This is a genomic window from Chromohalobacter beijerinckii (assembly GCF_023061185.1).
GTDB classification, from domain to species: Bacteria; Pseudomonadota; Gammaproteobacteria; order Pseudomonadales; family Halomonadaceae; genus Chromohalobacter; species Chromohalobacter beijerinckii.
Genome location: NZ_JAKGAK010000007.1, coordinates 35,182 through 56,700 on the forward strand (window position 1 = coordinate 35,182; position 21,519 = coordinate 56,700).

Below are 21,519 nucleotides of genomic sequence, written 5' to 3' on the forward strand. Positions count from 1 at the left end.
TAGGGAGACTCCCATGTTAAAGCTGTTATCGCGCCCTGCGGTACGCTTGGTCGAACGCTACCTACCCGATCCCTATATCTTCGTACTGCTGTTGACCCTAGTGGCCGCCATCGCCGCCATGCTGATCGAGCGTCAGTCACCCCTCACCATTATGCGCTATTGGGGCGATGGCTTCTGGGGGCTGCTGTCCTTCTCGATGCAGATGCTACTGGTGCTGGTCACCGGCTTCATGCTGGCCAGCAGCCCACCCGTCAAACGCCTGCTCGACAAGATCGCCAGCTTGGCCAAGGGACCCGCCAGTGCCATCGTGCTGGTGTCGCTGGTCTCTCTGGCCGCCAGTTGGATCAATTGGGGCTTCGGCCTGGTGATCGGCGCCTTGTTCGCCAAAGCCTTGGCAAGGCAAATACGGGTCGACTACCGCCTGTTGATCGCCAGTGCGTATTCAGGGTTCGTGGTATGGCATGGCGGGCTGGCCGGCTCGATTCCCTTGACCATTGCCACCGAAGGCCATTTCACGGCTGACCAGATCGGCGTCATCCCTACTTCCGAGACCATCTTCGCTTTCTTCAACCTGGCCATCGTCCTGGCGATGTTCATTGCCGTGCCGCTGGTCAATCGCTTCATGCTTCCCGACGAGCGCGACAGCATGTACGTCGACCCCGCACTGCTCGATGAAGCTCCGCGCGACCTGAGCCCGGCCAATCGACCGGCGGAACGGTTGGAGAAGAGTCCCTGGCTAGCGTGGCTGGTCGGCATCCCCGGATTGCTGTTCCTGCTCGACTATTTCGTGTTCCGAAGCGGCAGCCTGAACCTCAACATCGTCAACTTCCTGTTTCTGTCTCTAGCCATCGTGTTGCACCGCACGCCCCGCAGCCTGCTGGACAGCTTGCATGAGGCCATCAAGGGCGGCACCGGCATCGTCATCCAGTTTCCCTTCTACGCCGGTATCATGGCGATCATCATGCAGTCGGGACTGGCGCAGACGCTTTCCGAGGGATTCGTGGCGCTCTCCACCGCCCAGACGCTGCCTTTCTGGTCGTTCATCAGTGCCGGCATCGTCAACCTGTTCGTTCCTTCGGGTGGCGGGCAATGGGCCGTCCAGGCCCCGGTCATGCTGCCCGCTGCCGCCTCGCTGGGCGCGGACATCCCTCGCGTCGCCATGGCGGTCGCCTGGGGCGATGCCTGGACCAACCTGCTGCAGCCATTCTGGGCGCTTCCCATGCTGGCCATCGCGGGTCTCAAGGCCAAGGACATCATGGGCTTCTGCCTGATTCAGTTGGTGGTGACGGGCATCATCATCGCGCTTGGGCTGACCTTTCTGTAAACCGGCCCCGCCCGCGCATCGAACGGCAAACGGAAGCGACAAGGCGGGGCAAAACATGGTACATCTTGCGCCTCTATTCATTCCGCGACCTCAGTAGGACTGTGACCCATGGCGCCTGACGACCTCCCCCGCCAGCATGAACTCACCATGACGGTGCTGATGACCCCTGACATGGCCAACTTCAGCGGCAAGGTGCATGGCGGCGCGATTCTCAAGAAGCTCGACGAGGTCGCCTATGCCTGCGCTAGCCGTTACTCCGGTTCCTATGTCGTCACGCTGTCGGTGGACCAGGTACGCTTCAAACAACCCATCCACGTTGGTGAGCTGGTCACCTTCCTGGCCTCGGTCAACTATGTCGGGCATTCCTCGATGGAGATCGGCATCAAGATCATCGCCGAGTCGATCCAGGATCGCGTGATTCGCCACACCAACAGCTGCTATCTGACCATGGTCGCGGTAGATGGCGAGGGGCATCCCAACCCCGTGCCACAGCTACAACTCGATACGCCATTGCAGAAGCTGCGTTTCGAGAAAGCCAAATTACGCAAGAAAATGCGCAAGCAAGAGGAGCAGGAAGAACAGCGCGCCCAGGCGCATCTCAATGAGACCCGCGAGGCACCCTGACGCGACACCGCGAAACTGGTAGCGTGACCACGTGCATGACGCCTGCCGCCGCCTTGGCGCGGCGCCGCCGACGGAGAATTTGATGAGCGCACCTTCCACCGCTGGCTCGCGCCGACGCGAGCGCCTTTATCTCGTCTGGGACATCGCCATCGTGGTGCTGGTCTCGGCGAACCTGTTGCTGCTGCTCGTCGATAGTCTGTTTCTCTTGCCGCCCCTGAATGCCGGGCTGGAAGCGTTGGCACCGAGCCTCCACCAGGCTTATGGCAGCGCCATTCATCAGCGTTTCATGACCATCGACCTGGTCTTCGTGAGCATCTTCCTGCTCGATGTCCTGGCCGGCTGGGCGGTGGCCATTGCCGAACGCCGCTATGCCCGCTGGTTTTTCTATCCGTTCGTGCACTGGTATGACGTGCTGGGGTGCATTCCGATCAGCGGCTTCCGTATCCTGCGTGTACTGCGTCTCATCTCGCTGCTGATTCGGTTGCAGCGCCTGGGGGCGATCGACATTCGCCGCTGGGGTCTATACGCCTTCTTCGAGCGCTACTACCGCGTACTCATGGAGGAGCTTTCCGATCGCGTGGCAACGCGCCTGCTGAGCAGCTTGCAAGAGGAAGTCCGACGTAGCGACGACTTCACCAAACGTCTCTCAGAAAAGGTGATTCAGCCACGCAAGGAGGCGCTTGTCGACGAGATTGCCAAGCGCCTCGAAACCATCGTCGACAAGAGCTACGCCGAGAATCATCAGGAGGTGCACCGCTACGTGGCGACCTTAGTTACCCGTACGCTCGAGGAAAACCAGGAACTCGCCCGGCTGAGACGCCTACCCATGGGCGAACAAATGGCCCAGGCCATGGAGCGCAGCCTGAGTGACGTTGCCAGCCGCGTGGTCCACGAGGTCATCGATGGACTACGTTCGCCGCGTTTCAAGAGTCTCATCGGCGACCTGGCGGGAAGCGGCATCGATGCCTGGCTATACGTCGACCAGCGCACCGATCGCGTTACCGAACAGGTGTTGATCGAAACGCTGGAAATGCTCAAGGACGAGATCGCCGTACAGCGCTGGAGAGACGAACTCGACCTCCGGTGAAAACCATCTTGAGTGAGAACCACATGCTGGAAGGATGGATCTCGCTGGGCCCCGCTGCGCTGTACATGATTTCAATGAGCATCACGCCGGGTCCTAATAACGTCATGCTGACCGCCTCGGGCGCCAATTACGGCTACCGACGCACGCTGCCGCACCTACTGGGTATCGCGGTGGGCTGTTTCGTATTGTTTACGGCCATCGCCCTAGGGTTGGGGGTGCTCTTCGAGCGTTATCCGATGGTACAGAACGCGCTACGCCTGATCGGCAGTGCCTATCTGCTTTATTTGGCCTGGAAAATCGCCACCGCACCTCCGCCTGAGTTCCGCGAAGATGCTGCGGCAAAACCGCTGAGTCTCTGGCAAGCGGCGGCGTTTCAGTTCGCCAATCCCAAGGCGTGGGTGATGGGTCTGGCATTGATGGCGGGCTTTCTGCCCGAGGGTGGCCCCGTATGGCTGAATGCCTTACTCCTGGCCGGGCTTGCCGAAATCGTGGCTTTCCCATGCATCTCGCTATGGGCCGGGTTCGGCATGGCCATCCGCCACTGGCTAACCACGCCCCAAGCGTGGCGACGCTTCAACGTCGTCATGGGTGTGCTCACCGCCGCCTGTGTGTTTTTCATCCTCCGCTAGGTGCCGGTTCCTCAGCCACAGGTCAGCTCATCGATCGTATCCTGATCGTCCAGTTTGATGTTGAGGCGATCCTCGCGGTAATCCATCGTCACCGCCTCGCCGGGGCGAATCACACGCACCCGGTCGGCATCGCTATCGGTTTCCAACTGGGCCAGTGTCGCTTCGTCGGCATGCTGGCCGATGTAGTCTTGCAACGCGCCGGCGCCACAGACGTCGTCTTGCGACATCGGCGGCGGTGAGGGTGCCTCGTCCGGCGTCGGACCGCCGGTACATCCCGCCAGTAGCAGCGCCATCATTGCCCCGCCCAGAATGCATTTGCTCATGTCGTTTCCTCTTCGTTCGGCTGACTCGCGGTACAGCGTATCCAAGCAACGCGCTAGAGACCAGGCGCATTCCCTCTCGCTGCACAAGCCGAGAATGCTAGACTCAAGGCTGGAGCAGTCGCAACGCCTGTTACTTCCAAGGAGCCAGGAACCATGCAAGGAACCTTCAAGTATTTCTCCACCGCCGTGCTCGGCCTGGCTGCCGGAGCGGCATTGTCGTTGACGCCGGCGTTCGCCGACGAGCCCGTGCGCGTCTCCTCGAAGATCGACACAGAAGGGGCCTTGCTCGGCAATATGATCGTCAAGCGCCTGGAGCACGCCGACATTCCCGTCGAGGACAAACTGCAGCTAGGTCCGACCAACATCGTGCGCAGTGCCTTGCTCGAAGATGAGATCGACCTGTATCCCGAATATACCGGCAACGGGGCGTTTTTCACGCAAACCACCGATGATGCCGCATGGAAACGCGCAGGCGAGGGTTACGAGAAGATCCGCGCCTACGATAAAGAACACAACGACCTGATATGGCTCACCCCGGCACCGGCCAATAATACCTGGGCCATCGCGTTGCGCCGTGACGTCGCCGACGAGCACGATCTCTCCACTATGGAGGATTTCGCCGCATGGGTACGTGATGGCGGTGAGATCAAGCTAGCTGGCTCCGCCGAATTCGTGGAAAGCGATGCCGCTTTGCCCAGTTTCCAGCGTGCCTACGATTTCAAGCTCGACCAAGACCAGTTGCTGGTACTCTCTGGGGGCAATACTGCAGCGACCATTCGCGCCGCCGCCGAGAACACCAGCGGTACCAACGCCGCCATGGTCTACGCCACCGATGGCGCTATCCCCGCCGCCAATCTCAAGGTCATGGATGACACCCAAGGCGTGCAGATGGTCTACGAGCCGGCACCGGTGATCCGCCAAGCCACGCTCGATGCTTACCCGCAGATTCCCGAACTACTCAAGCCCGTTTTCGAGGGGCTCGACCGGGAAACCTTGCAGTCGCTCAATCGCCGAATCCAGGTCGATGGTGAACCGGCTGGCGATGTCGCCGAGGATTACCTGGAATCACAAGACTTGCTCGACTGACGGCTGCCGGTGTCTGTTCCTCACTTTCCCACGAGCGACACGGCCAGTGCTCGCCTGGTGGCCAATCGTGTCCTGGTCACGCTGCTAGGCGCGGGGCTCCTGGCGGCTTGGCTATTGCCCTTCGCCACGATGTCGCCCAACCGCCTGGCCTCTGGGCAAACCGTCGGCCTGAGCGAGGCGTTATCAGACTGGCAGGTGATCGCTCTTCTAGCCCTGAGCGCGGCGCTGGCCGTGGCGGCGCTGAGACGCCCGCTACCGCGCGAGCTCGCCCATGGTGTGATCTTACTGGCCAGCCTGGGGCTGTTGCTGGTCACGCTGTATAGCCTGGGCGACTTCGCGCAACGCACGCTGGTCGAAAAATCGCCGTCGGCGCGGGTCTCGCAAGGTTCAGCCTTCTGGGTGATGGTCTTCTGCTGCGCCCTGGCGGCCATTGATGCCTTTCAGCGCGCCTCCAGCGGCTGGCTACTGCGTCTGGGTTACATGCTGATCGCGGGAGGCAGCGTGGCGATGTTGTTCGCCAGCGGCCATTTCGACGATCTGTCGATCATGCGCGAATACGCCAACATCCGCGACAATTTCAGTGATCAGTTCATCACGCACTTGGTGTTCGTAGGCTCCGCGCTGGGGCCGGCGTTGCTCATCGGCGTTCCACTGGGCCTGCTGGCTCATCGCCGCGTACGCCTGCAGGGAACGCTGTTCAGCGTGCTCAATTTCTTCCAGACGATTCCCTCGATTGCCCTGTTCGCCCTGCTTGTCGCGCCGCTTTCGGCACTCGGCAACGCCTTCCCATTGCTCGGCGAATGGGGCGTCAAAGGCATCGGCGCTGCGCCGGCCATCATCGCGCTGGTGATGTATGCGCTACTGCCTGTAGTGCGCAATACCTACGCCGGGCTCAAGGGCGTGCCGCCCGCCACCGTGGAAGCCGCACTCGGTATGGGCATGACTGCGCGTCAGGTGCTGTGGCGCGTGGAGATCCCTTTGGCACTGCCGGTCATTCTCTCGGGGCTGCGCATCGTCACCGTGCAGGCCATCGGCCTGACGGTGGTGGCGGCGCTGATCGGTGCCGGGGGCCTAGGCGCCTTTATCTTCCAAGGCCTCGGCCAATATGCCATCGACCTGGTCCTGCTCGGCGCGATCCCGACCATCGTGCTGGCGGTGATCGCCGATTTCACGCTGCAGATGCTGGTCGTGCTGAGCAAGCCGGCCGGCACCCGCCGATAGGTAACACCGATGATCGAACTACAGGGACTGACCAAGCGGTATGGCGAAACACGCGTCGTCGACGACATCTCGCTGACCGTGGAACAGGGCGAATTCTGTGTCCTCATCGGCCCATCGGGATGTGGCAAATCGACCACGTTGAAGATGATCAACCGCCTGATCTCGCACAGCGAGGGGAAAGTTCTGGTGGGTGGCGAAGATATTACTACCCTGCCCCCGGAACGCCTACGGCGCCGCATCGGCTATGCCATCCAGTCGATCGGGTTGTTTCCGCACTGGCGGGTCGCGGATAACATCGCCACCGTGCCCAAGCTGCTCAAGTGGCCGTCGTCACGCATTGCTGCGCGCGTCGAAGAATTGCTGGCACTGTTTCAGCTCGATGATGAAGGATTGCACGACAAGTATCCGCATCAACTCTCGGGCGGTCAGGCGCAGCGTGTCGGTGTGGCCCGTGCTCTGGCCGCCGACCCTGACGTGCTATTGATGGACGAGCCCTTCGGGGCCGTCGACCCACTGACCCGCGATACCTTGCAGGCCGAGTTGGCACGCGTGCACCGCCAGACCGGCAAGACCATCGTCTTCGTCACCCATGACATGGACGAAGCCTTGCGCCTGGCCTCTCGCGTGGCACTACTCAATGCCGGCCAGTTGGTGCAATACGACCGCCCCGCGGAGCTTCTCGTCGCACCCGCCAACGATTTCGTGCGCGACTTCATCGGGCGCGCCGACTTAGGCCTCAAGCTGCTCTCGCGGCGCCGGGTCGAGGAGTATTGTCGGCCCGCCCAGCGCACGCGCAACAATGCCATCGCCAGCGCGCCCATCACCTGGCAGGTAGACGCCAACGACCGCCCCATGGCACTGCTGGGCGGCCGCCTAGGCGAGCCCGAGACAGCACGCACGGTGGTCAACCCCGAGTGGACCGCCACGCCGGAGATGTCGATGAAAGAGGCCTTGTCACGCATGGTGTGGTTTCGCGTGACGGCCTTACCGGTGCTCGATGGCGAGGGGCGTCTACTAGGCGAAGTAACGATGTCGGGCGTCATGGGGCATCGCTCATGAACGTCGGCGCACTGTCCCGTCCGCGCTCCTCGCGTCGTGCCTTGCTGATCTCGCTCAGCGTCTTGCTGATCGCGCTGGTGGTGGGTATGGAGCAGTTGGCGCCACTGTTTCGAGCATTGTTTCCCGATCAAGATCCGGCGATGTATGAGCGCGAGAGCTTTCTCAACCTGACGCTCGCCCATCTCGCCCTGGTGCTGGTGTCGTCGCTCGTCTCGGTGAGTGTCGGCGTTGCAGCAGGGCTTTTTGTCACGCGGCCGGCGGGGCGCGAGTTCGAGCCCTTGGTGTCGACGCTGGCCGCCATTGGCCAGACTTTCCCTCCGGCGGCGGTGCTGGCCATCGTCGTGCCCGTCGCCGGTTTCGGCTTCGTTCCCACCTTGGTGGCGCTGGTTCTCTATGGCCTCTTACCCGTGGTGCAGAACACCATCGCTGGGCTGGGCACGGTGCCCTCGCAAACGCTCGAGGCCGCACGCGGCAACGGCATGAGCGCCTGGCAGATCCTGTGGCGCATCGAGCTTCCCCTGGCGATGCGGGTCATCATCGCCGGCGTACGTGTCTCGGTGATTATCAACATCGGCACAGCAACGATCGGCTCCACGGTCGGCGCCAAGACACTAGGCACACCGATCATCGCCGGCTTGGTGGGCAACAACCTGCCTTACGTGGTTCAAGGTGCGGTACTGGTGGGTCTTCTGGCTATCGTCACCGACCTGGCGTTCGAACGCTTGGAGCAACGCTTTTCATTCGGTGAGGGTGGCAATGCCGAGTGACGAGAATCATGCCTCGCCGGGCATTTTTACTAGCGGGTGAGAAAACAGCGCGGCAAGCGTCATCAGGGAAGGGCGGGCAAGCCTGATAACAGCATAGATGAACCGCCGCCCCCTGCGGGACGGCGGTAGCAAGCGTCAATCGGCAGCTTCTTGAACTTCTTCACCGCCTTGCTCGATATCTTCACCTGCGCCTTCAAAAGTATTGCAGCCACTGATGGCACCAGCAGAAAACATCAGCAGCAGGGAAAAGGCCAATATTCTTTTCATAGTCGTGTCTCCTTCACGGTATCAAGCGGGAACGTGCCCGCGGGTCCAAACCCATTTCCTGGGTAATCTTATCCGCCATTACTGGCGGTACGTCCACAACGTAGCAAAGCTGGTAGCGCTATGCATCCTTTCCAGGATTCAGTTGGTTGCGGCGTCCTGCATCGCCTCACCGCCACGTTCAATATCCTCACCCGCACCGTGGATGGTGTTACAGCCGCTCAACACCACCAACAACAGCAGACCCAGGATCGCAATCGATGTACGCTTCATGCGTTTTCTCCGGAAAGCACCGCTTACCTAGCGGAAGGCACGGCCCCATGCCGTGTTACATAACGTTAGCATAGCCACGCCATTTTACGCCGCGTTTCAGGAGGGCTCCACATGACCGACTTCACCCTGCATCCACGCCTTACGGCCGATTCGCATTACGTCGCCGACCTGCCCCTTTGCCAGGTGCGCCTGAACGACGACGCGCGCTATTCCTGGCTAGTGCTGATACCCCGTCGCGACGATATTCGCGAAGTCTACGAACTTTCCGCCGACGATCAGGCCACTATGTGGCAGGAAGCAACCGAGGCGGGGCGCCGCTTGATGGCACACCATGACGGCGACAAGCTCAACCTGGCCACGCTCGGCAATCAGGTCGCGCAGTTGCACCTGCATGTCATCGTTCGCCACCAGAGCGACGCGGCCTGGCCGGGGCCGGTGTGGGGACAAGGCACGCCGCAGCCGTATGACGACGCGACGCTCAAAACCCACCTGACGACACTGCGCGACCTGTTGGCGCCATAGGCCAACGTTCAAGGCAGCTCGCCGAGCCGCTCCTGCACATCGATCAAAAGCGTATCGAATACGTAAGGCGGCACCGATTGACCGCCACGCTGCCCCGATAGCGTAATGCGCGTGCCCTGTTCGGTCGCCTCGATCCGATAGCGCACCTCGAGCGTGGGGCGCGCGGCCAACACGGCCTCGACATCACCAAGATCGACATCGGCGCGACGAATCACGAAGCCACGTGCCGTCAGCATCGCCACCCCTGCTTCCAACGCGCTCGTCGGCTCGGCCTCCACGACCAATGTTCGGGTCTGCGGCGGCGTCGACGTGGTCGCGCATCCGCCCACGCTCAATACCACGAACGATGCCACCAGCAATACGCCCAGCAGCCGACTCATGATGTGCTCCCCTCGCGCATGCGTGCGTCGATGTCATCGTGTAAAGCGGCGCAGAACGCCGCGCTGTTGTCCGGACGCGCATCGATCAAATATCCATCGGCATCGACTACGCGCGAATCGCGCGTCACCCGCACGACGCCTTCGGCGACTACTGTCGAGACCCGCTGGATCCGTACCGGATCGCCGCCAAAACGCTGGGAGTACCCCAGCGAATAGCCGTGGCGACTACCTATGCCATAGTATCCCCAGAAGCCGCTGCGCCCCCAGGGCGGTCGATCCACGGCGCCTAACCCCGGCTGCGCCTTGGCCCGTTCGGCACTCACCAACCCCAGCGCGACCTCTGTCTGTTCGATACGATACCCCTGTGCCTCCAAGGCATCTGCCGTTGCCCTTACGCGTGCCTTGGCGTCGCCCTCGGCCGCCCAGTGGCACGCCTCGGGCAACGGTGAGGCCACATCGCGGCCCAGCGGATCGTAAGAAGTCAGGCTCTGACAACCGCCGAGCCCCAATGCCACTACCAGCAAAAGAGGTTTCATCATCGCGTTCTCGCCTGAAAGGAAAAGGCCACTCGGCTGCGGCGAGCGAAATCGTGCGTCTCGCCTCACCGTTACCGCCGCACGGGCACCTCGTTGAGAGCGTAGTTGAGCGCCACGGTTCCGTCAGCGTGGCACATCCCGTGACTCCCGCCTGACGCCTGCATGCGTTAGGCTGGCAATTCGACCACGAAGCCCCGCCCTCGGGTTTGGATCATGCATAAAGGTTCGCTCATGAAGATCGTCATCGCCCCGGATAGCTACAAGGACGCGCTTTCGGCCCGCGACGCCGCCGTCGCCATCGCCGTGGGCTGCGGCCGCGTCCTTCCCCAAGCGCAGCTAGTCCAATGCCCCATGGGCGATGGTGGCGAAGGCACGTTGGATGCCTTGCTGGCCGCCACGGGAGCCGAGCGCCGCGTCACCGAGGTCCACGACGCCCTGGGGCGCCCCATCAGCGCCAATTGGGGATGGCACGCTGCGAGTGCCACGGCCTACGTCGAGCTCGCCGAGGCCAGCGGCTTGCAAGCGCTCGCCGACGCCGAGCGCACCGCGCTGCACAGCACCACCCTTGGCGTCGGCGAGCTGATTCGCGATGCGCTCGATGCTGGAGCCAAGCGTTTGATTCTCACCCTGGGCGGCAGCGCCACCAACGATGCCGGTGCGGGAATGCTCGCAGCGCTGGGCGCGCGACTGCTCGATGCCGAGGGCCAGCCGCTGCCGCCCGGCGGTGCGGCACTGGCACGGCTGACCGAACTCGATCTGAGCGACCTGGACCCGCGCCTGGCGACGCTCAAGGTGGACACCGCCGTGGACGTCGATAACCCCTTGCTCGGCGAGCGCGGAGCCAGCGCGATCTTCGGACCGCAGAAGGGCGCTACGCCGACGGATGTCACACAGCTCGACGCGGCCTTGGCCCATTTCGCCGACCACGTCGCCAACGCCCTCGGCACAGATCACCGCACGCTACCGGGTGCCGGCGCGGCCGGCGGCATGGGGTTCGCAGCCGCCGCTTTTCTGGGTGCGCGACTGCAGCCCGGCATCGAGCTGGTCATGAACCAGGTCGACTTCGACCGCCTGCTGGAAGGGGCCGACCTGGTCATCACCGGCGAAGGCCAGCTCGATGGCCAAAGCCTTGCCGGCAAGACGCCGGTCGGCATCGCCCGGCGCGCGCGACAATACGGCGTGCCCACGCTCGCACTCGCCGGGCGCTTGGGGGATGGCTGGCGGGCCGTGCACGACGAAGGTATCGAGGCAGCCTTCGCGCTGGCCGATGGCCCCTTGGCCTTGCCGGAAGCTCTAGAACGCACCGCCGAGCTGCTCGCCGACCGTGCCGAGAGCCTCCTGCGTGTGTGGCGACTCGCCGGCCGCCAGGCACCACGCTAATCCTCGTCTAAAAAGTGCCTAATCGCAGGGCGCCGGCACAATGCCGCACCCTCCGCCCTTGAAAAACCACTGCGTCGTGGGCATTTCATATGTAGACTCTATATCGTCGATGGGAAAGATTCGTTACCCAATCCCCAGACGACACTCTAGACTGGGTTCATTGACGATTTTGACCACTGACGACGTTCAGTCCATCGCTTTACGAGGGAGTGCTTTCATGTCCGACATCAATGCCATCGGTTTGCATACCAGCAGCGCCAATCAACTGGCCGAGAAGCTCAACGAACTGCTGGCCAACTACCAGATCTTCTACATGAACGCGCGCGGCTACCACTGGAACGTGAAAGGCCCGCATTTCTTCGAACTGCACACCAAGTTCGAGGAAATCTACACCGACCTGCTGGCCAAGGTCGACGAAGTCGCCGAGCGTATCCTCACCCTGGGTCATGAGCCGCTGCATGCCTACAGCGATTACACCAAGATCTCGCGCATTCAGGAAGATACGCACGTGCACGAAGGCACCGAATGCGTACGCGGGCTAGTGCAGGGGTATCAGGCACTGCTCGAACTGCAGCGCGAGCTCAATTCCATGGCCGCCGATGCCGACGACGAAGGCACCGCCTCGCAGATGAGCGACTACATCCGCGAGCAGGAAAAGACCGTGTGGATGCTCAGCGCCTATCTGGGCTGATTCCCACCGAGTCGCTCAGTCCGATAGTACCGCCCGGCCTTGTGCCGGGCGGTGTCGTTAGGGCTCCCCGCGCGCCTCGTCATCGGGAGCGCTCTCTGCGGCATCGGGCTCGTCGTCCGCCATGTCGTCCAGTTCTTCGGCGTCCACCTGCTCGGTCAGATGCGTTGGCAGGTCACGCTTCATGCGCACGCCAAGGCGCTTGAGCATCAACGCCTGGCTGACCAAGCTCCCCTGCCCCGTTGAAAGCCGCCCCATCGCCTGGCGATAGCTTCCGTCGGCGCGTTCCAGATGGCGGCCGACGTCCTCGAGGCTATCCACGAAGCCACGAAACTTGTCGAGCAACTTGCCCGCCCGTGCGGCGATGACGCGGGCGTTATCGTTCTGGCGCTCCAGTGTCCAGAGGCTGGCCACGGTTCTCAGGCTCGCCAGCAGCGTGGTCGGCGTGACCACCACGATGTCCCGCGAAAAGGCGTCCTGAAAGAGCGTTTCGTCATGCTGGAAAGCCACTGCGAACGCCGGCTCGACGGGCATGAACAGGAACACGAAATCCGGTGAGTTGAGCCCCGGCAAGCGCGGATAGTCACGCCCGGAGAGCGCGTCGATATGCGCGCGCACCGCCTGAACATGTGCCTTCAATGCCTGCGCGCGCGTAGCGTCGTCCTCGGCATTGACGTAGCGTACGTAGGCGTTGAGCGAGACCTTGGCGTCGACGATCAGATGGCGATTGTCGGGCAGGTAGATGATCGCGTCGGGACGCTGACGACCCGCCTCACCTTCTATCGAGACCTCGCGTTTGTATTCGATATCGCGGCGCAACCCGGAGCGTTCGAGCACCGATTCGAGTATCACCTCGCCCCAATCGCCCTGCATCTTCTTGTCGCCCTTGAGCGCTCGCGTCAGGTTGGCGGCTTCCTCGGTGATCTGGCGGTTCAGCGTGGACAGATGTTCGATCTGCGTCTTGAGGGTCGAGCGCTCGCGCAGCGACTGGCCATGAATCTCCTCCAGTCGCGCTCGGAAGTCGCCGACCTGCTCACGAAACGGCGCCAGCATGGCCTCGAGATTCTCACGACTCTGAGTATTGAACGTTTGCTGCCGCTCCTCGAAGATCCTTCCCGCCAACGCCTCGAAGTCCTTGGTGAGCCGTGTTCGCGCTTCCTCGAGAAGGGCGAGCTTCTCAGCATGATGTGAGCGCTCCTGCTCGAGCTGGGTTTCCAGGCGACCGTGACGTTCGCGTAGCGCTGCGAGGCGTTCCTGGCGATCGTCGAGCTCGCGTTCGCGTTGCCCCAGCAGGCGCTGTGTCTCGAGCCCTTGTTCGCGCACGGCGTCCAGTTGAGCATCGCTCTGGGCCAGCTCGCGCTCCAGCCGAGCACGTGTCTCCTCGGCCTCGTCATAGTGACGCTGTGCACGTTCGGCCTCGTGCTCGGTCGCCGCACGGCGTGTGCGTTCACGCCGCCATGCCACGCCAAGCATCAGCGTGGCGAGCGCCAGGACGACCGCAAGGGCAAGGAGATAAAAGGCAGGAAACGTGCTGGACATGTGCGGATACCGGCGATGGGAGATTTTCGCTTGAAACCTTCAATGAAAACTCGCGATTAACACTTCGATTAAACACTTCGCGCGCCACCTTCCCCCACTGCGCGTCGCGACGCAAGCGCCCGGGGCTTGAAGTCCTGCGCCAATGACCCAAAATCAATTAGTGAAGCCGCCTGATACCGGACTAGGATCGCCCGGTAGCGGCTGCTGTCATCCATGAAGCATCACGACCAGGAGGTCACGATGAGTCAAGCACAGTCAGGTAAACGTGTCGCCATCCTCGCCACCGATGGGTTCGAGGAATCCGAGCTTTCCGCGCCGCGTGCAGCTCTGAAAAGTCAGGGCGTCGAGGTGCAGGTCGTCTCTCCCGAAGGCAAAGGTATCCGTGCCTGGGCCGAAACCGACTGGGGCGACACCTACGAGGCTGACAAGGCATTGAGCGATGTCGACGTCACCGACTATCACGCACTGGTGCTGCCCGGCGGCCTCTTCAACCCCGACGAACTACGCCTCAACGAAAAAGCGCTCGCCTTCGTGCGTGGCTTCTTCGAGGCGGGCAAGCCAGTGGCTGCGATCTGCCATGCGCCGTGGATCCTGATCAACGCCGGTGTCGTCGACGGGCGCCAGATGACCTCGGTCGCCTCCGTGGGGCAAGATCTCAAGAACGCTGGCGCCCACTGGGTCGACGAGCCGGTCGTCGTCGATAACGGCTTGGTCACCAGCCGCACGCCCAAGGACATGGACGCCTTCAACGCCAAACTGATCGAGGAGCTGGCCGAAGGTCGCCATAGCGGACAACACGCCTGATGGCTCCCCACCGACCACAATCGACGTCCGCCTCGCGTGAGGCGGACGTTTTGCGTACCGCCGAGAGCGAGGGCCCGCGACGCGGCATTCGAATGCCTTCACGGCGCCTGCATTTCGCCCTCAAGGGTCTGTTACGGATCTTCGCGCGGCCGATGAAGTCGGATAGCGGCCGCGGCGGCCCGGTCGTCCATCCTTACCGTGGTTACGGCACGAATCGCGAGGCGTTCCTGATGGGGAGGGTCTTCCGTCAGGTGGGGTTGGCGCGCGTAATCCCCAGACGCGGGGCACTACGCGACGCCGCGGATGTAACCCGTCGCTTGGCGCGACGCGGCTTTGCCGACGCCGAGGTGCGCATTCGTCTGGGCGACAATAGCGCCACCGTCACCACTGACCACGACGGCTATTTCGATGTCCGCCTGCCGCTCGACATTCCGCTCGACGAGCACGTTTCGTGGCATCGTGCCGAGCTTGAGGTCATCACCGCCGACCGCGACAACGTCCTCTCGCGCGCCGATGTCTATATTCCGCCACCGCATACCGACCTGATGGTGATCAGCGACATCGACGACACGGTGATGTACACCGGCGTCGCCGACAAGCTGCGCATGCTGTATCGCCTGTTCGTCGAGAAGGCGCATCGACGCACCGCCTTTCCCGGCGTCGCCGAGCTTTATCAGGCCTTGCACGCGGGTACGGCAGGCGACTTACGGCGGCCGATCCTCTATGTTTCGCGCGGCCCGTGGAGCATCTACGAAGTGCTCGAGGCGTTCTTCCAGCTCAATCACATCCCCGTCGGACCGATCCTGTTTCTGCGCGAATGGGGTATTTCCTGGCGCCATCCCTGGCCGCGCCGTGCCGAGGATCACAAGTACGACTTGATCACCCAGATGCTCACGCTGTTCGACACGCTGCCCTGCGTGCTGATCGGTGACAGCGGTCAGCACGACCCGGAAATCTACACACGCATCGTCAAGGAAAACCCGGACCGCGTGAAGACGATCTACATTCGCCGCGTCGACCGCAAGCCCGATCGCGAAGCGGCCATCGCCCGGCTGCGCGAGGAGATCGAACATACCGACTGCGAATTACTGCTGAGCGATGACAGTGCTGCCATGGCCGCGCATGCGCGCGACCGAGGCTATATCTCCGAGACGGGGTTGGAGGCGGTGCGTCAGGCGTCGCGCTGATTCACGCCGCGCGTGCCGTGGCCAAGTCTTCGATCACGGCACGCAGCACTTGCCAGAACTCGCTCACGGAGTCGATCTCGACACGCTCTGCGGGCGAGTGGGCACCGCGGATCAAGGGGCCGAAGGAAATCATCTCCAGGTGCGGATACTTGCCCCCGAGAATGCCGCATTCCAACCCGGCGTGGATGACCTTCACGTCCGGGTCGACTCCGGTCTGCTCGAGGTGCAGACGACGAAAACGTGCCAGCAGCGTGCTTTCAGGGTCCGGCGTCCAGCCGGGATAAGCATTCTCGACCCGAGTTTCGGCACCGATCAGCGAGAACAAGGCCCGGAAGCGGTCGGCGAGATCCTGCGTGGCGCTATCGCGCAACGAGCGTACCAGGGCACATAAATGAAAGCGCCCAGCCTCGAGCTTGACCACGCCCAGGTTGTTGGAAGTTTCCACCACGCCCGGCACTTCAACACTCATACGCTCGACGCCGTACGGTGCTACATGCAGGGCCGCGATCAGCAGGCGACTAGCAGCCTCGGTGAGTGGCGCATCGGGCTCGGCGGACTCGAGGGCAAGTTGTACGTCTTCGTCGATCCCCGCCAGTTCGCTGGCAAGTTCGGCCTGTAGTTCGACCAGCCGCTGCGTGACCGCTTCTTCTTCGTCGGCGGGTAGCGCGATGCTGGCGAAGGCCTCGCGCGGCAACGCATTGCGCAGCGTGCCGCCGTGATAGGCGACGAGACAGGCACCGAACGGCTCCAAGGCGCGCAGCACCCGTACCAGCAAGCGATTGGCATTGCCTCGCCCCTTGTGGATATCGATGCCCGAGTGGCCGCCCACCAGCCCGGTCAGGGCGACACGACGCACGATTTCGTCCTCGCCGAGATCTCGCGTGGGCAGTCGCGCGCCGACGACCACATCGGCCCCGCCGGCGCAGCCGATATAGACCTGGCCGCGATCCTCGGAATCGAGGTTGAGCAGGTAGCGCCCCTGTAACCAGCCTTCGTCGAGTTCCAGCGCGCCGCGCATGGAAGCTTCTTCCTCCAGCGTAAACAACGCCTCGAGCGGACCGTGGCGCAGGGAGTCGTCCTCAAGAATCGCCAACGCGGCGGCCACGCCCATGCCGTTATCGGCACCCAAGGTGGTCTCGCGAGCATGCAGCCATCCGTCTTCGACGTAGGTGTCGAGCGCATCGCGAGTAAAATCATGCGGGTGACCGGCGTTGGCCTGGGCGACCATGTCCAAGTGCCCCTGCAGGATGACACCGGGCAGCGCCTCGCATCCCGGCGAGGCCGGCTTGAGAATCTTGAGGTTACCGGCGGCGTCACGTTCATGCGCAAGCTCGCGCTCGTCGGCCCAAGCTGTGAGCGTCTCGACCAGGCGCTGTTCATGACCGGAGGGGCGCGGCGTATTGCACAACGTGCGGAAATGGCGCCATAGCGGTTCGGGAGAGAGTTGCAGAAGGTGATCGTTCATGGGGAATCGTTCCTGTTGGGAGCCGCCGACATCGCGCGCCACGTCTCCCGGTAACGACAAACGATCAAGGAATGACGACGCGGCACGTGTCGGGCGTCATGACACCTTACGCACTGCATCGCGCAACGCAAGTCCGCTAACGGCGACAGTCATGGCGTCGGCATCAGGCGACAACGCAAGAGGCCTGCCAAACGGCGCCAGTGGGCGAGTCGGGCCTGTCGCCCCATCACGCGCATCGCCTCGACATCACTTCCCTGGAATAACGTCGCGGCCCAATCGTGCAGTGCTCTCGTGTCTTCATCCAGCGTCTCGTCACAAGTTTCTTGCGGCTGGCGGCGCCACCAGGCCAGCCAGGCCCGACACAGCCAGGGCCGCGCGAGCGACAGCTCACCGCTGCCCTGCGCGAAACGCTCCAGGCGTGCGCATAGATCGGCATTCACCTCGGGCACCGCTCCCTCATGCAACAACGCCGTGACGACATCGATATCCAGATGCGCCAGCTCGAAAGCCAGCAGGCTCGGCAGCAGATGCTGGAAGTCATTCGTCCAAGGTGACAACGATGTTTCCGCTCGGCTCGTCAGCGCCTGCCCCATCATCAGGGCGTGCTCGCCGCTTGCCGCTTCGCGGGTCAGCCCCAGGCGTAGCGAGATAAAGCCCAAACGCCGCCAGAAGGCGATCAGTGTCGCCTCGGCGCCGAAACTCACGCCCAGATGCACGATGCCATGCGTGCGGGCCGCCGTAGCTACGGCTTCGACCAATGCCCGCCCCACACCGCGCCGCCGCGCGGCGGGATGCACGGCGATACGCATGATGCGCCACCAGCGCGATGTCAGCGCCGTCTGCCAGCCACCGTGCGCCGCCAACGATTGCGCCAGCAAATGACCGCGCGGTCGACGCTCGCCGAGCACGACGCGCTCGGCCAGATCGTCGGGAAAACCGCCCTCCGCCTGCACCTGGCAGACCCCGAGACAGGTATCGCCGGCATAGGCCACCGCGATTCGCACATCGGGGCCGTCGAGCAGTTGGCGCAAATCGCTGGGCGTGGTGCGGTAATGGGCCTGCACCAGCAGGCCGAACAACGCCTTGAGGGCATGCTCGTCATGGGCCAGTGCCTCGCGATCGAGCCAGCGAATGTGCAGTGGCTCGGCAGCCAGCGCTGCGTCGGCCTCGCCATCGTCGGCCGGCACGGCATCGAGCAGCAACATATCGCGGGTAAGACGTTCGAGGGGATCACCATCGGCCCAGCGCACTGGCTCGTGTAGGTGGATTTCGCGCCAGTCGGGCGTGCGGCGGGAAAGACGGGCGTAAAAACGAACCTGAAAGCCACGTCCGGTGCCTTCATAACCGTGCACGGTAGTGGCAAAAGCGAGACGTGGGAAGGCGTCCAGCCAACGTGCCAACAGGGGGGTGGGAATGGCCGCTGCTTCGTCGACGAACAGCGTCGGCGGCGCGTGGCGATCCACATCCGGCTCGCTCAGAGCCGCCATTACAGCATCCGGGGCGAGAAAGCGTACCTCGCACTCCCCCGCCTCCAGCGTGACGTGGAAGCGCGCCTCGGCGCGGTGTCCATGGGGGTACAAAGCAGCCAAACGCTCGAACAATGGCTCGACCGCTGCCCGACGCGGCGCGGTGACCCACAGCGTCGTCTCGCCTGCCGCCAACCGTCGCGCGGCAGCAATGCCCAGCGCGGCCGACTTGCCGCGACCTCGGTCGGCACTCAACACCACGGGGCGCCGACGACGTAGCCGCGTCAGTCGATGCACGGCCTCTTGCTGATCATGCGTCATACAGGCGTCGTCAGGAGCAGACTCTGCGGACGCACTTGCCTCGGGTAGGCGGCCAGGACACGGCGTGGCGTGCTCATCAGGCCAGCACCAAATGCTGGGCGCGCGGAGCAGGCTGCGTGCCAGGCGCGCCAGGTAATGAGCGCTCAGAGTCGTCGACGCGTGGGGCCAATGCGCCAGGCGCGCATAGTCGGCATCCGGGCGGGCCTGGCCGCCAGCCCATTCGGCGGGCGTCAGCACGACCAGCAGCCCACCGGCACGCAGCGTACCGCTCAACGCCCCGAAAGCGTCTGGATCGAAGCCCGACTCGGCGCCGGCATCGATAATGATCAGATCGTGCTCGCGTCCCAAGCGGGTGCGTGCCTGGCGCGGAGCAAGCACGTTAATGCTTTCTGAGGGGGCAGCCTGGCCGACCCACAAGGGCGCTTGCCATGTTCGAGCCCACCACAGGGAAAGTGCCAGCGCATGTGCCGTCTCGGGAGAAGCGGGTATCCAGATCACACCGCGATGCCGACGCTCACGGCAGGCGTCGACCAGATCATCCAGCCATGCGATGGAGGACGTCATATCCTCCGACGGGTCATTCATGGCGTCATCCCCCTTGCGGTATCACCCTCGACAGCCTCTCATAAACTCTTACAACGACCACGCCCGCGAATCGCTTCGCGGGCGTGGTCGGTCGGCGCCAGGGTGTCACCACATAGCGCGGCGAAACGGTTTTACTCTAGGCCGTCGGTTTTACTCTAGGCCGTCGAGATAGCGCTCGGCGTCGAGCGCCGCCATGCACCCGGTGCCCGCGGAGGTCACCGCCTGACGGTAGACGTGATCCATCACATCGCCGGCGGCAAAGACGCCCGGCACGCTGGTCATGGTGGCATTGCCGTCGAGGCCGGACTTGACCCGAATATAGCCGCTATTCATGTCCAGTTGGCCTTCGAAGATACCCGTGTTCGGCGAATGGCCGATGGCGACGAACAGCCCCGGCGCTTGAATCTCGCGCGAAGCGCCATCGACGGTGGAGATCAAACGCACCCCGGTGACGCCAGTATTGTCACCCAGCACTTCCTCGAGCGTGTGGTTCCAGACGATCTCCATGTTGCCGTTTTCGACCTTATCGAACAGCTTGTCCTGCAGGATTTTCTCGGCACGCAGGCTATCGCGGCGATGCACCAGCGTGACCTTGGTCGCGATATTGGAAAGATACAGTGCTTCCTCGACGGCGGTGTTACCTCCACCGATGACCACGACTTCCTGACCGCGATAGAAGAAGCCGTCGCAGGTCGCGCAGGCGGATACCCCCTGCCCCATGAACTTTTCTTCCGACGGCAGCCCCAGGTAACGCGCGCTGGCACCGGTAGAGATAATCAAGGAATCGCAGGTATAGGTGCCGTTTTCGCCCTTGAGCACGAACGGGCGCTCACGCAGCTCGACCTCGTTGATATGGTCGAACAGCACCTCGGTATCGAAACGCTCGGCATGGCTACGCATGCGCTCCATCAGTTCCGGTCCTTGAACGCCTTCGGCGTCGCCCGGCCAGTTGTCCACGTCAGTGGTGGTCGTCAACTGGCCGCCCGCCTGCATACCGGTAATCAGCAGCGGCTTGAGATTGGCGCGTGCCGCATAGACAGCCGCCGTGTAACCGGCAGGGCCGGAGCCGAGAATGATCAGTCGTTCGTGACGCACGTCGCTCATGGGGAAACCTCGCTTACGGGATACGCTGGCCGGCAGCTGGACCAAAAAATGCTGTGTGGCATGCACGCGTCACGCGCAGGCCACACACCATTCGCAGTAAATGCTTGCCGACACGGCAAAGGGCGGCCGATTGGCCGCCCTTCGTTGTAAACGTGTCAACGCTTACAGTTCGTCGGAGTGCGTGCCCAGATACTTGGCGACGCCTTCGGCGGTGTCTTTCATGCCTTCCTGGCCTTCGTCCCAGCCAGCCGGGCAGACTTCGCCGTTCTTCTGGTGGAATTTGAGGGCCTTGACCATGCGCAGCATCTCATCGACGTTGCGGCCCAGCGGCAGGTTGTTGATGGTCTGGTGCTGAACGACGCCGTCTTCGTCGATCAGGAAGGACGCGCGCAGAGCGACGCCGGCTTCCGGATGCTCAATGCCGAAAGCTTGCGTGATCTCGTGCTTGACGTCAGCCACCATCGGGAAGCCGACTTCACCAATGCCGCCCTTCTCGGGAGAGGTCTTGCGCCATGCGTGGTGAGTGAACTGTGAGTCGATGGATACCCCAATCACTTCGACGCCAAGATCACGGAACTGCGCCAGACGATTGTCATGCGCGATGATCTCGGACGGGCAAACGAAGGTGAAATCCAGCGGCCAGAAGAAGACGACACGCAGCTTGCCGTTGGTTTCGGACAGCTTGAAGTCTTCGACGATGGTGCCATCGCCCAGAACAGCTGCCGCTTCGAAATCGGGTACCTGACGTCCAACCAATACGCTCATTCATTTCTCCTGAAAAGTCGGGTGGATGACTATACTGAAACCCTGCCAAGGTTACCGGCGGGCTTCTTTTATGCCAATTTGATTGCCCCAATGGGCAATATAGGCGCTCCCTATCGGGTC

Annotated in this window: 23 protein-coding genes; 13 read left to right on the top strand and 10 right to left on the bottom strand. The window is 62.8% G+C overall.

Annotation, left to right across the window (positions count from 1 at the left end; genetic code table 11):
• Nucleotides 1-13: 13 nt before the first annotated feature.
• From L1075_RS07675 to L1075_RS07690, 4 genes are all read left to right on the top strand, one after another.
• Nucleotides 14-1,324 (top strand): short-chain fatty acid transporter, encoded by a 1,311-nt coding sequence (locus L1075_RS07675; protein WP_040243030.1) that lies wholly within the window; start codon nucleotides 14-16, stop codon nucleotides 1,322-1,324.
• Between the two features lie 108 nt (nucleotides 1,325-1,432).
• Nucleotides 1,433-1,948, top strand: coding sequence for an acyl-CoA thioesterase (locus L1075_RS07680; RefSeq protein ID WP_040243032.1), 516 nt, complete (start codon nucleotides 1,433-1,435; stop codon nucleotides 1,946-1,948).
• Nucleotides 1,949-2,030: 82 nt separating this feature from the next.
• Complete coding sequence (locus L1075_RS07685; RefSeq protein ID WP_246941249.1) at nucleotides 2,031-3,035, top strand: ion transporter; 1,005 nt, start codon at nucleotides 2,031-2,033, stop codon at nucleotides 3,033-3,035.
• A 23-nt stretch (nucleotides 3,036-3,058) separates the two neighbouring features.
• Nucleotides 3,059-3,664, top strand: coding sequence for a LysE family translocator (locus L1075_RS07690; protein WP_040243034.1), 606 nt, complete (start codon nucleotides 3,059-3,061; stop codon nucleotides 3,662-3,664).
• Nucleotides 3,665-3,675: 11 nt separating this feature from the next.
• On the opposite strand, the gene L1075_RS07695 is transcribed toward L1075_RS07690, so the two are convergent.
• Nucleotides 3,676-3,987, bottom strand: coding sequence for an I78 family peptidase inhibitor (locus L1075_RS07695; protein ID WP_246941250.1), 312 nt, complete (start codon nucleotides 3,985-3,987; stop codon nucleotides 3,676-3,678).
• A 153-nt stretch (nucleotides 3,988-4,140) separates the two neighbouring features.
• Here L1075_RS07695 and osmF point away from each other — a divergent pair, with 153 nt between their 5' ends.
• The 4 genes from osmF to L1075_RS07715 are packed head-to-tail and all read left to right on the top strand — an operon-like array spanning nucleotide 4,141 to nucleotide 8,120.
• Nucleotides 4,141-5,073: a glycine betaine ABC transporter substrate-binding protein OsmF gene (osmF, locus tag L1075_RS07700; protein WP_246941252.1), complete on the top strand. Its 933-nt coding sequence runs from the start codon at nucleotides 4,141-4,143 to the stop codon at nucleotides 5,071-5,073.
• A 9-nt stretch (nucleotides 5,074-5,082) separates the two neighbouring features.
• The gene (locus tag L1075_RS07705; protein WP_052445050.1) at nucleotides 5,083-6,294 is read left to right on the top strand and encodes an ABC transporter permease; all 1,212 of its coding nucleotides are present in this window, start codon (nucleotides 5,083-5,085) and stop codon (nucleotides 6,292-6,294) included.
• Between the two features lie 9 nt (nucleotides 6,295-6,303).
• Entirely contained in the window at nucleotides 6,304-7,353 is a 1,050-nt protein-coding gene (locus L1075_RS07710; RefSeq protein WP_040243039.1) for an ABC transporter ATP-binding protein, read from the top strand.
• Nucleotides 7,350-8,120: an ABC transporter permease gene (locus tag L1075_RS07715; protein ID WP_052445051.1), complete on the top strand. Its 771-nt coding sequence runs from the start codon at nucleotides 7,350-7,352 to the stop codon at nucleotides 8,118-8,120. Before L1075_RS07710 ends, L1075_RS07715 begins: the two co-directional genes overlap by 4 nt.
• A 135-nt stretch (nucleotides 8,121-8,255) precedes the next feature.
• On the opposite strand, the gene L1075_RS07720 is transcribed toward L1075_RS07715, so the two are convergent.
• Nucleotides 8,256-8,387, bottom strand: coding sequence for an entericidin A/B family lipoprotein (locus tag L1075_RS07720; protein WP_040243041.1), 132 nt, complete (start codon nucleotides 8,385-8,387; stop codon nucleotides 8,256-8,258).
• A gap of 138 nt (nucleotides 8,388-8,525) precedes the next feature.
• On the bottom strand, nucleotides 8,526-8,657 hold the full coding sequence (locus L1075_RS07725) for an entericidin A/B family lipoprotein (protein ID WP_052445052.1): 132 nt from the start codon (nucleotides 8,655-8,657) through the stop codon (nucleotides 8,526-8,528).
• 111 nt (nucleotides 8,658-8,768) lie between these two features.
• Here L1075_RS07725 and L1075_RS07730 point away from each other — a divergent pair, with 111 nt between their 5' ends.
• Entirely contained in the window at nucleotides 8,769-9,179 is a 411-nt protein-coding gene (locus tag L1075_RS07730; RefSeq protein WP_040243042.1) for an HIT domain-containing protein, read from the top strand.
• An 8-nt stretch (nucleotides 9,180-9,187) separates the two neighbouring features.
• Here the strand turns inward: L1075_RS07730 and L1075_RS07735 are convergent, their stop codons facing one another.
• Nucleotides 9,188-9,559 (bottom strand): hypothetical protein, encoded by a 372-nt coding sequence (locus L1075_RS07735; protein ID WP_040243043.1) that lies wholly within the window; start codon nucleotides 9,557-9,559, stop codon nucleotides 9,188-9,190.
• Nucleotides 9,556-10,098 carry a hypothetical protein gene (locus L1075_RS07740; RefSeq protein WP_040243044.1) on the bottom strand — a complete coding sequence of 181 codons (543 nt, stop codon included), beginning with the start codon at nucleotides 10,096-10,098 and terminating at the stop codon, nucleotides 9,556-9,558. The genes L1075_RS07735 and L1075_RS07740 overlap by 4 nt, the downstream gene beginning before the upstream one ends.
• A gap of 228 nt (nucleotides 10,099-10,326) precedes the next feature.
• Between L1075_RS07740 and L1075_RS07745 the strand changes: the two genes are divergently transcribed.
• Together L1075_RS07745 and L1075_RS07750 are read left to right on the top strand one after the other, a co-directional pair.
• Complete coding sequence (locus tag L1075_RS07745) at nucleotides 10,327-11,475, top strand: glycerate kinase (RefSeq protein ID WP_040243045.1); 1,149 nt, start codon at nucleotides 10,327-10,329, stop codon at nucleotides 11,473-11,475.
• 217 nt (nucleotides 11,476-11,692) lie between these two features.
• Nucleotides 11,693-12,166, top strand: coding sequence for a Dps family protein (locus tag L1075_RS07750; protein ID WP_040243047.1), 474 nt, complete (start codon nucleotides 11,693-11,695; stop codon nucleotides 12,164-12,166).
• 57 nt (nucleotides 12,167-12,223) lie between these two features.
• On the opposite strand, the gene L1075_RS07755 is transcribed toward L1075_RS07750, so the two are convergent.
• Nucleotides 12,224-13,702, bottom strand: coding sequence for a DNA recombination protein RmuC (locus L1075_RS07755; RefSeq protein WP_040243048.1), 1,479 nt, complete (start codon nucleotides 13,700-13,702; stop codon nucleotides 12,224-12,226).
• 240 nt (nucleotides 13,703-13,942) lie between these two features.
• Between L1075_RS07755 and L1075_RS07760 the strand changes: the two genes are divergently transcribed.
• Both L1075_RS07760 and L1075_RS07765 read left to right on the top strand, forming a co-directional pair.
• Nucleotides 13,943-14,506 carry a type 1 glutamine amidotransferase domain-containing protein gene (locus L1075_RS07760; RefSeq protein ID WP_246941254.1) on the top strand — a complete coding sequence of 188 codons (564 nt, stop codon included), beginning with the start codon at nucleotides 13,943-13,945 and terminating at the stop codon, nucleotides 14,504-14,506.
• Between the two features lie 92 nt (nucleotides 14,507-14,598).
• Nucleotides 14,599-15,693, top strand: coding sequence for an App1 family protein phosphatidate phosphatase (locus L1075_RS07765; RefSeq protein ID WP_040243363.1), 1,095 nt, complete (start codon nucleotides 14,599-14,601; stop codon nucleotides 15,691-15,693).
• Between the two features lies 1 nt (nucleotide 15,694).
• On the opposite strand, the gene L1075_RS07770 is transcribed toward L1075_RS07765, so the two are convergent.
• The 4 genes from L1075_RS07770 to L1075_RS07785 all read right to left on the bottom strand — a co-directional run bounded on the left by L1075_RS07770 (nucleotide 15,695) and on the right by L1075_RS07785 (nucleotide 21,399).
• Nucleotides 15,695-17,158, bottom strand: coding sequence for an aminoacyl-histidine dipeptidase (locus L1075_RS07770; RefSeq protein WP_246941256.1), 1,464 nt, complete (start codon nucleotides 17,156-17,158; stop codon nucleotides 15,695-15,697).
• 149 nt (nucleotides 17,159-17,307) lie between these two features.
• Nucleotides 17,308-19,530 (bottom strand): tRNA(Met) cytidine acetyltransferase TmcA, encoded by a 2,223-nt coding sequence (locus tag L1075_RS07775; RefSeq protein ID WP_246941258.1) that lies wholly within the window; start codon nucleotides 19,528-19,530, stop codon nucleotides 17,308-17,310.
• A 150-nt stretch (nucleotides 19,531-19,680) separates the two neighbouring features.
• Nucleotides 19,681-20,634, bottom strand: coding sequence for a thioredoxin-disulfide reductase (gene trxB, locus L1075_RS07780; protein WP_075367726.1), 954 nt, complete (start codon nucleotides 20,632-20,634; stop codon nucleotides 19,681-19,683).
• A gap of 162 nt (nucleotides 20,635-20,796) precedes the next feature.
• The gene (locus L1075_RS07785) at nucleotides 20,797-21,399 is read right to left on the bottom strand and encodes a peroxiredoxin (RefSeq protein WP_246941260.1); all 603 of its coding nucleotides are present in this window, start codon (nucleotides 21,397-21,399) and stop codon (nucleotides 20,797-20,799) included.
• Between the last annotated feature and the right edge of the window lie 120 nt (nucleotides 21,400-21,519).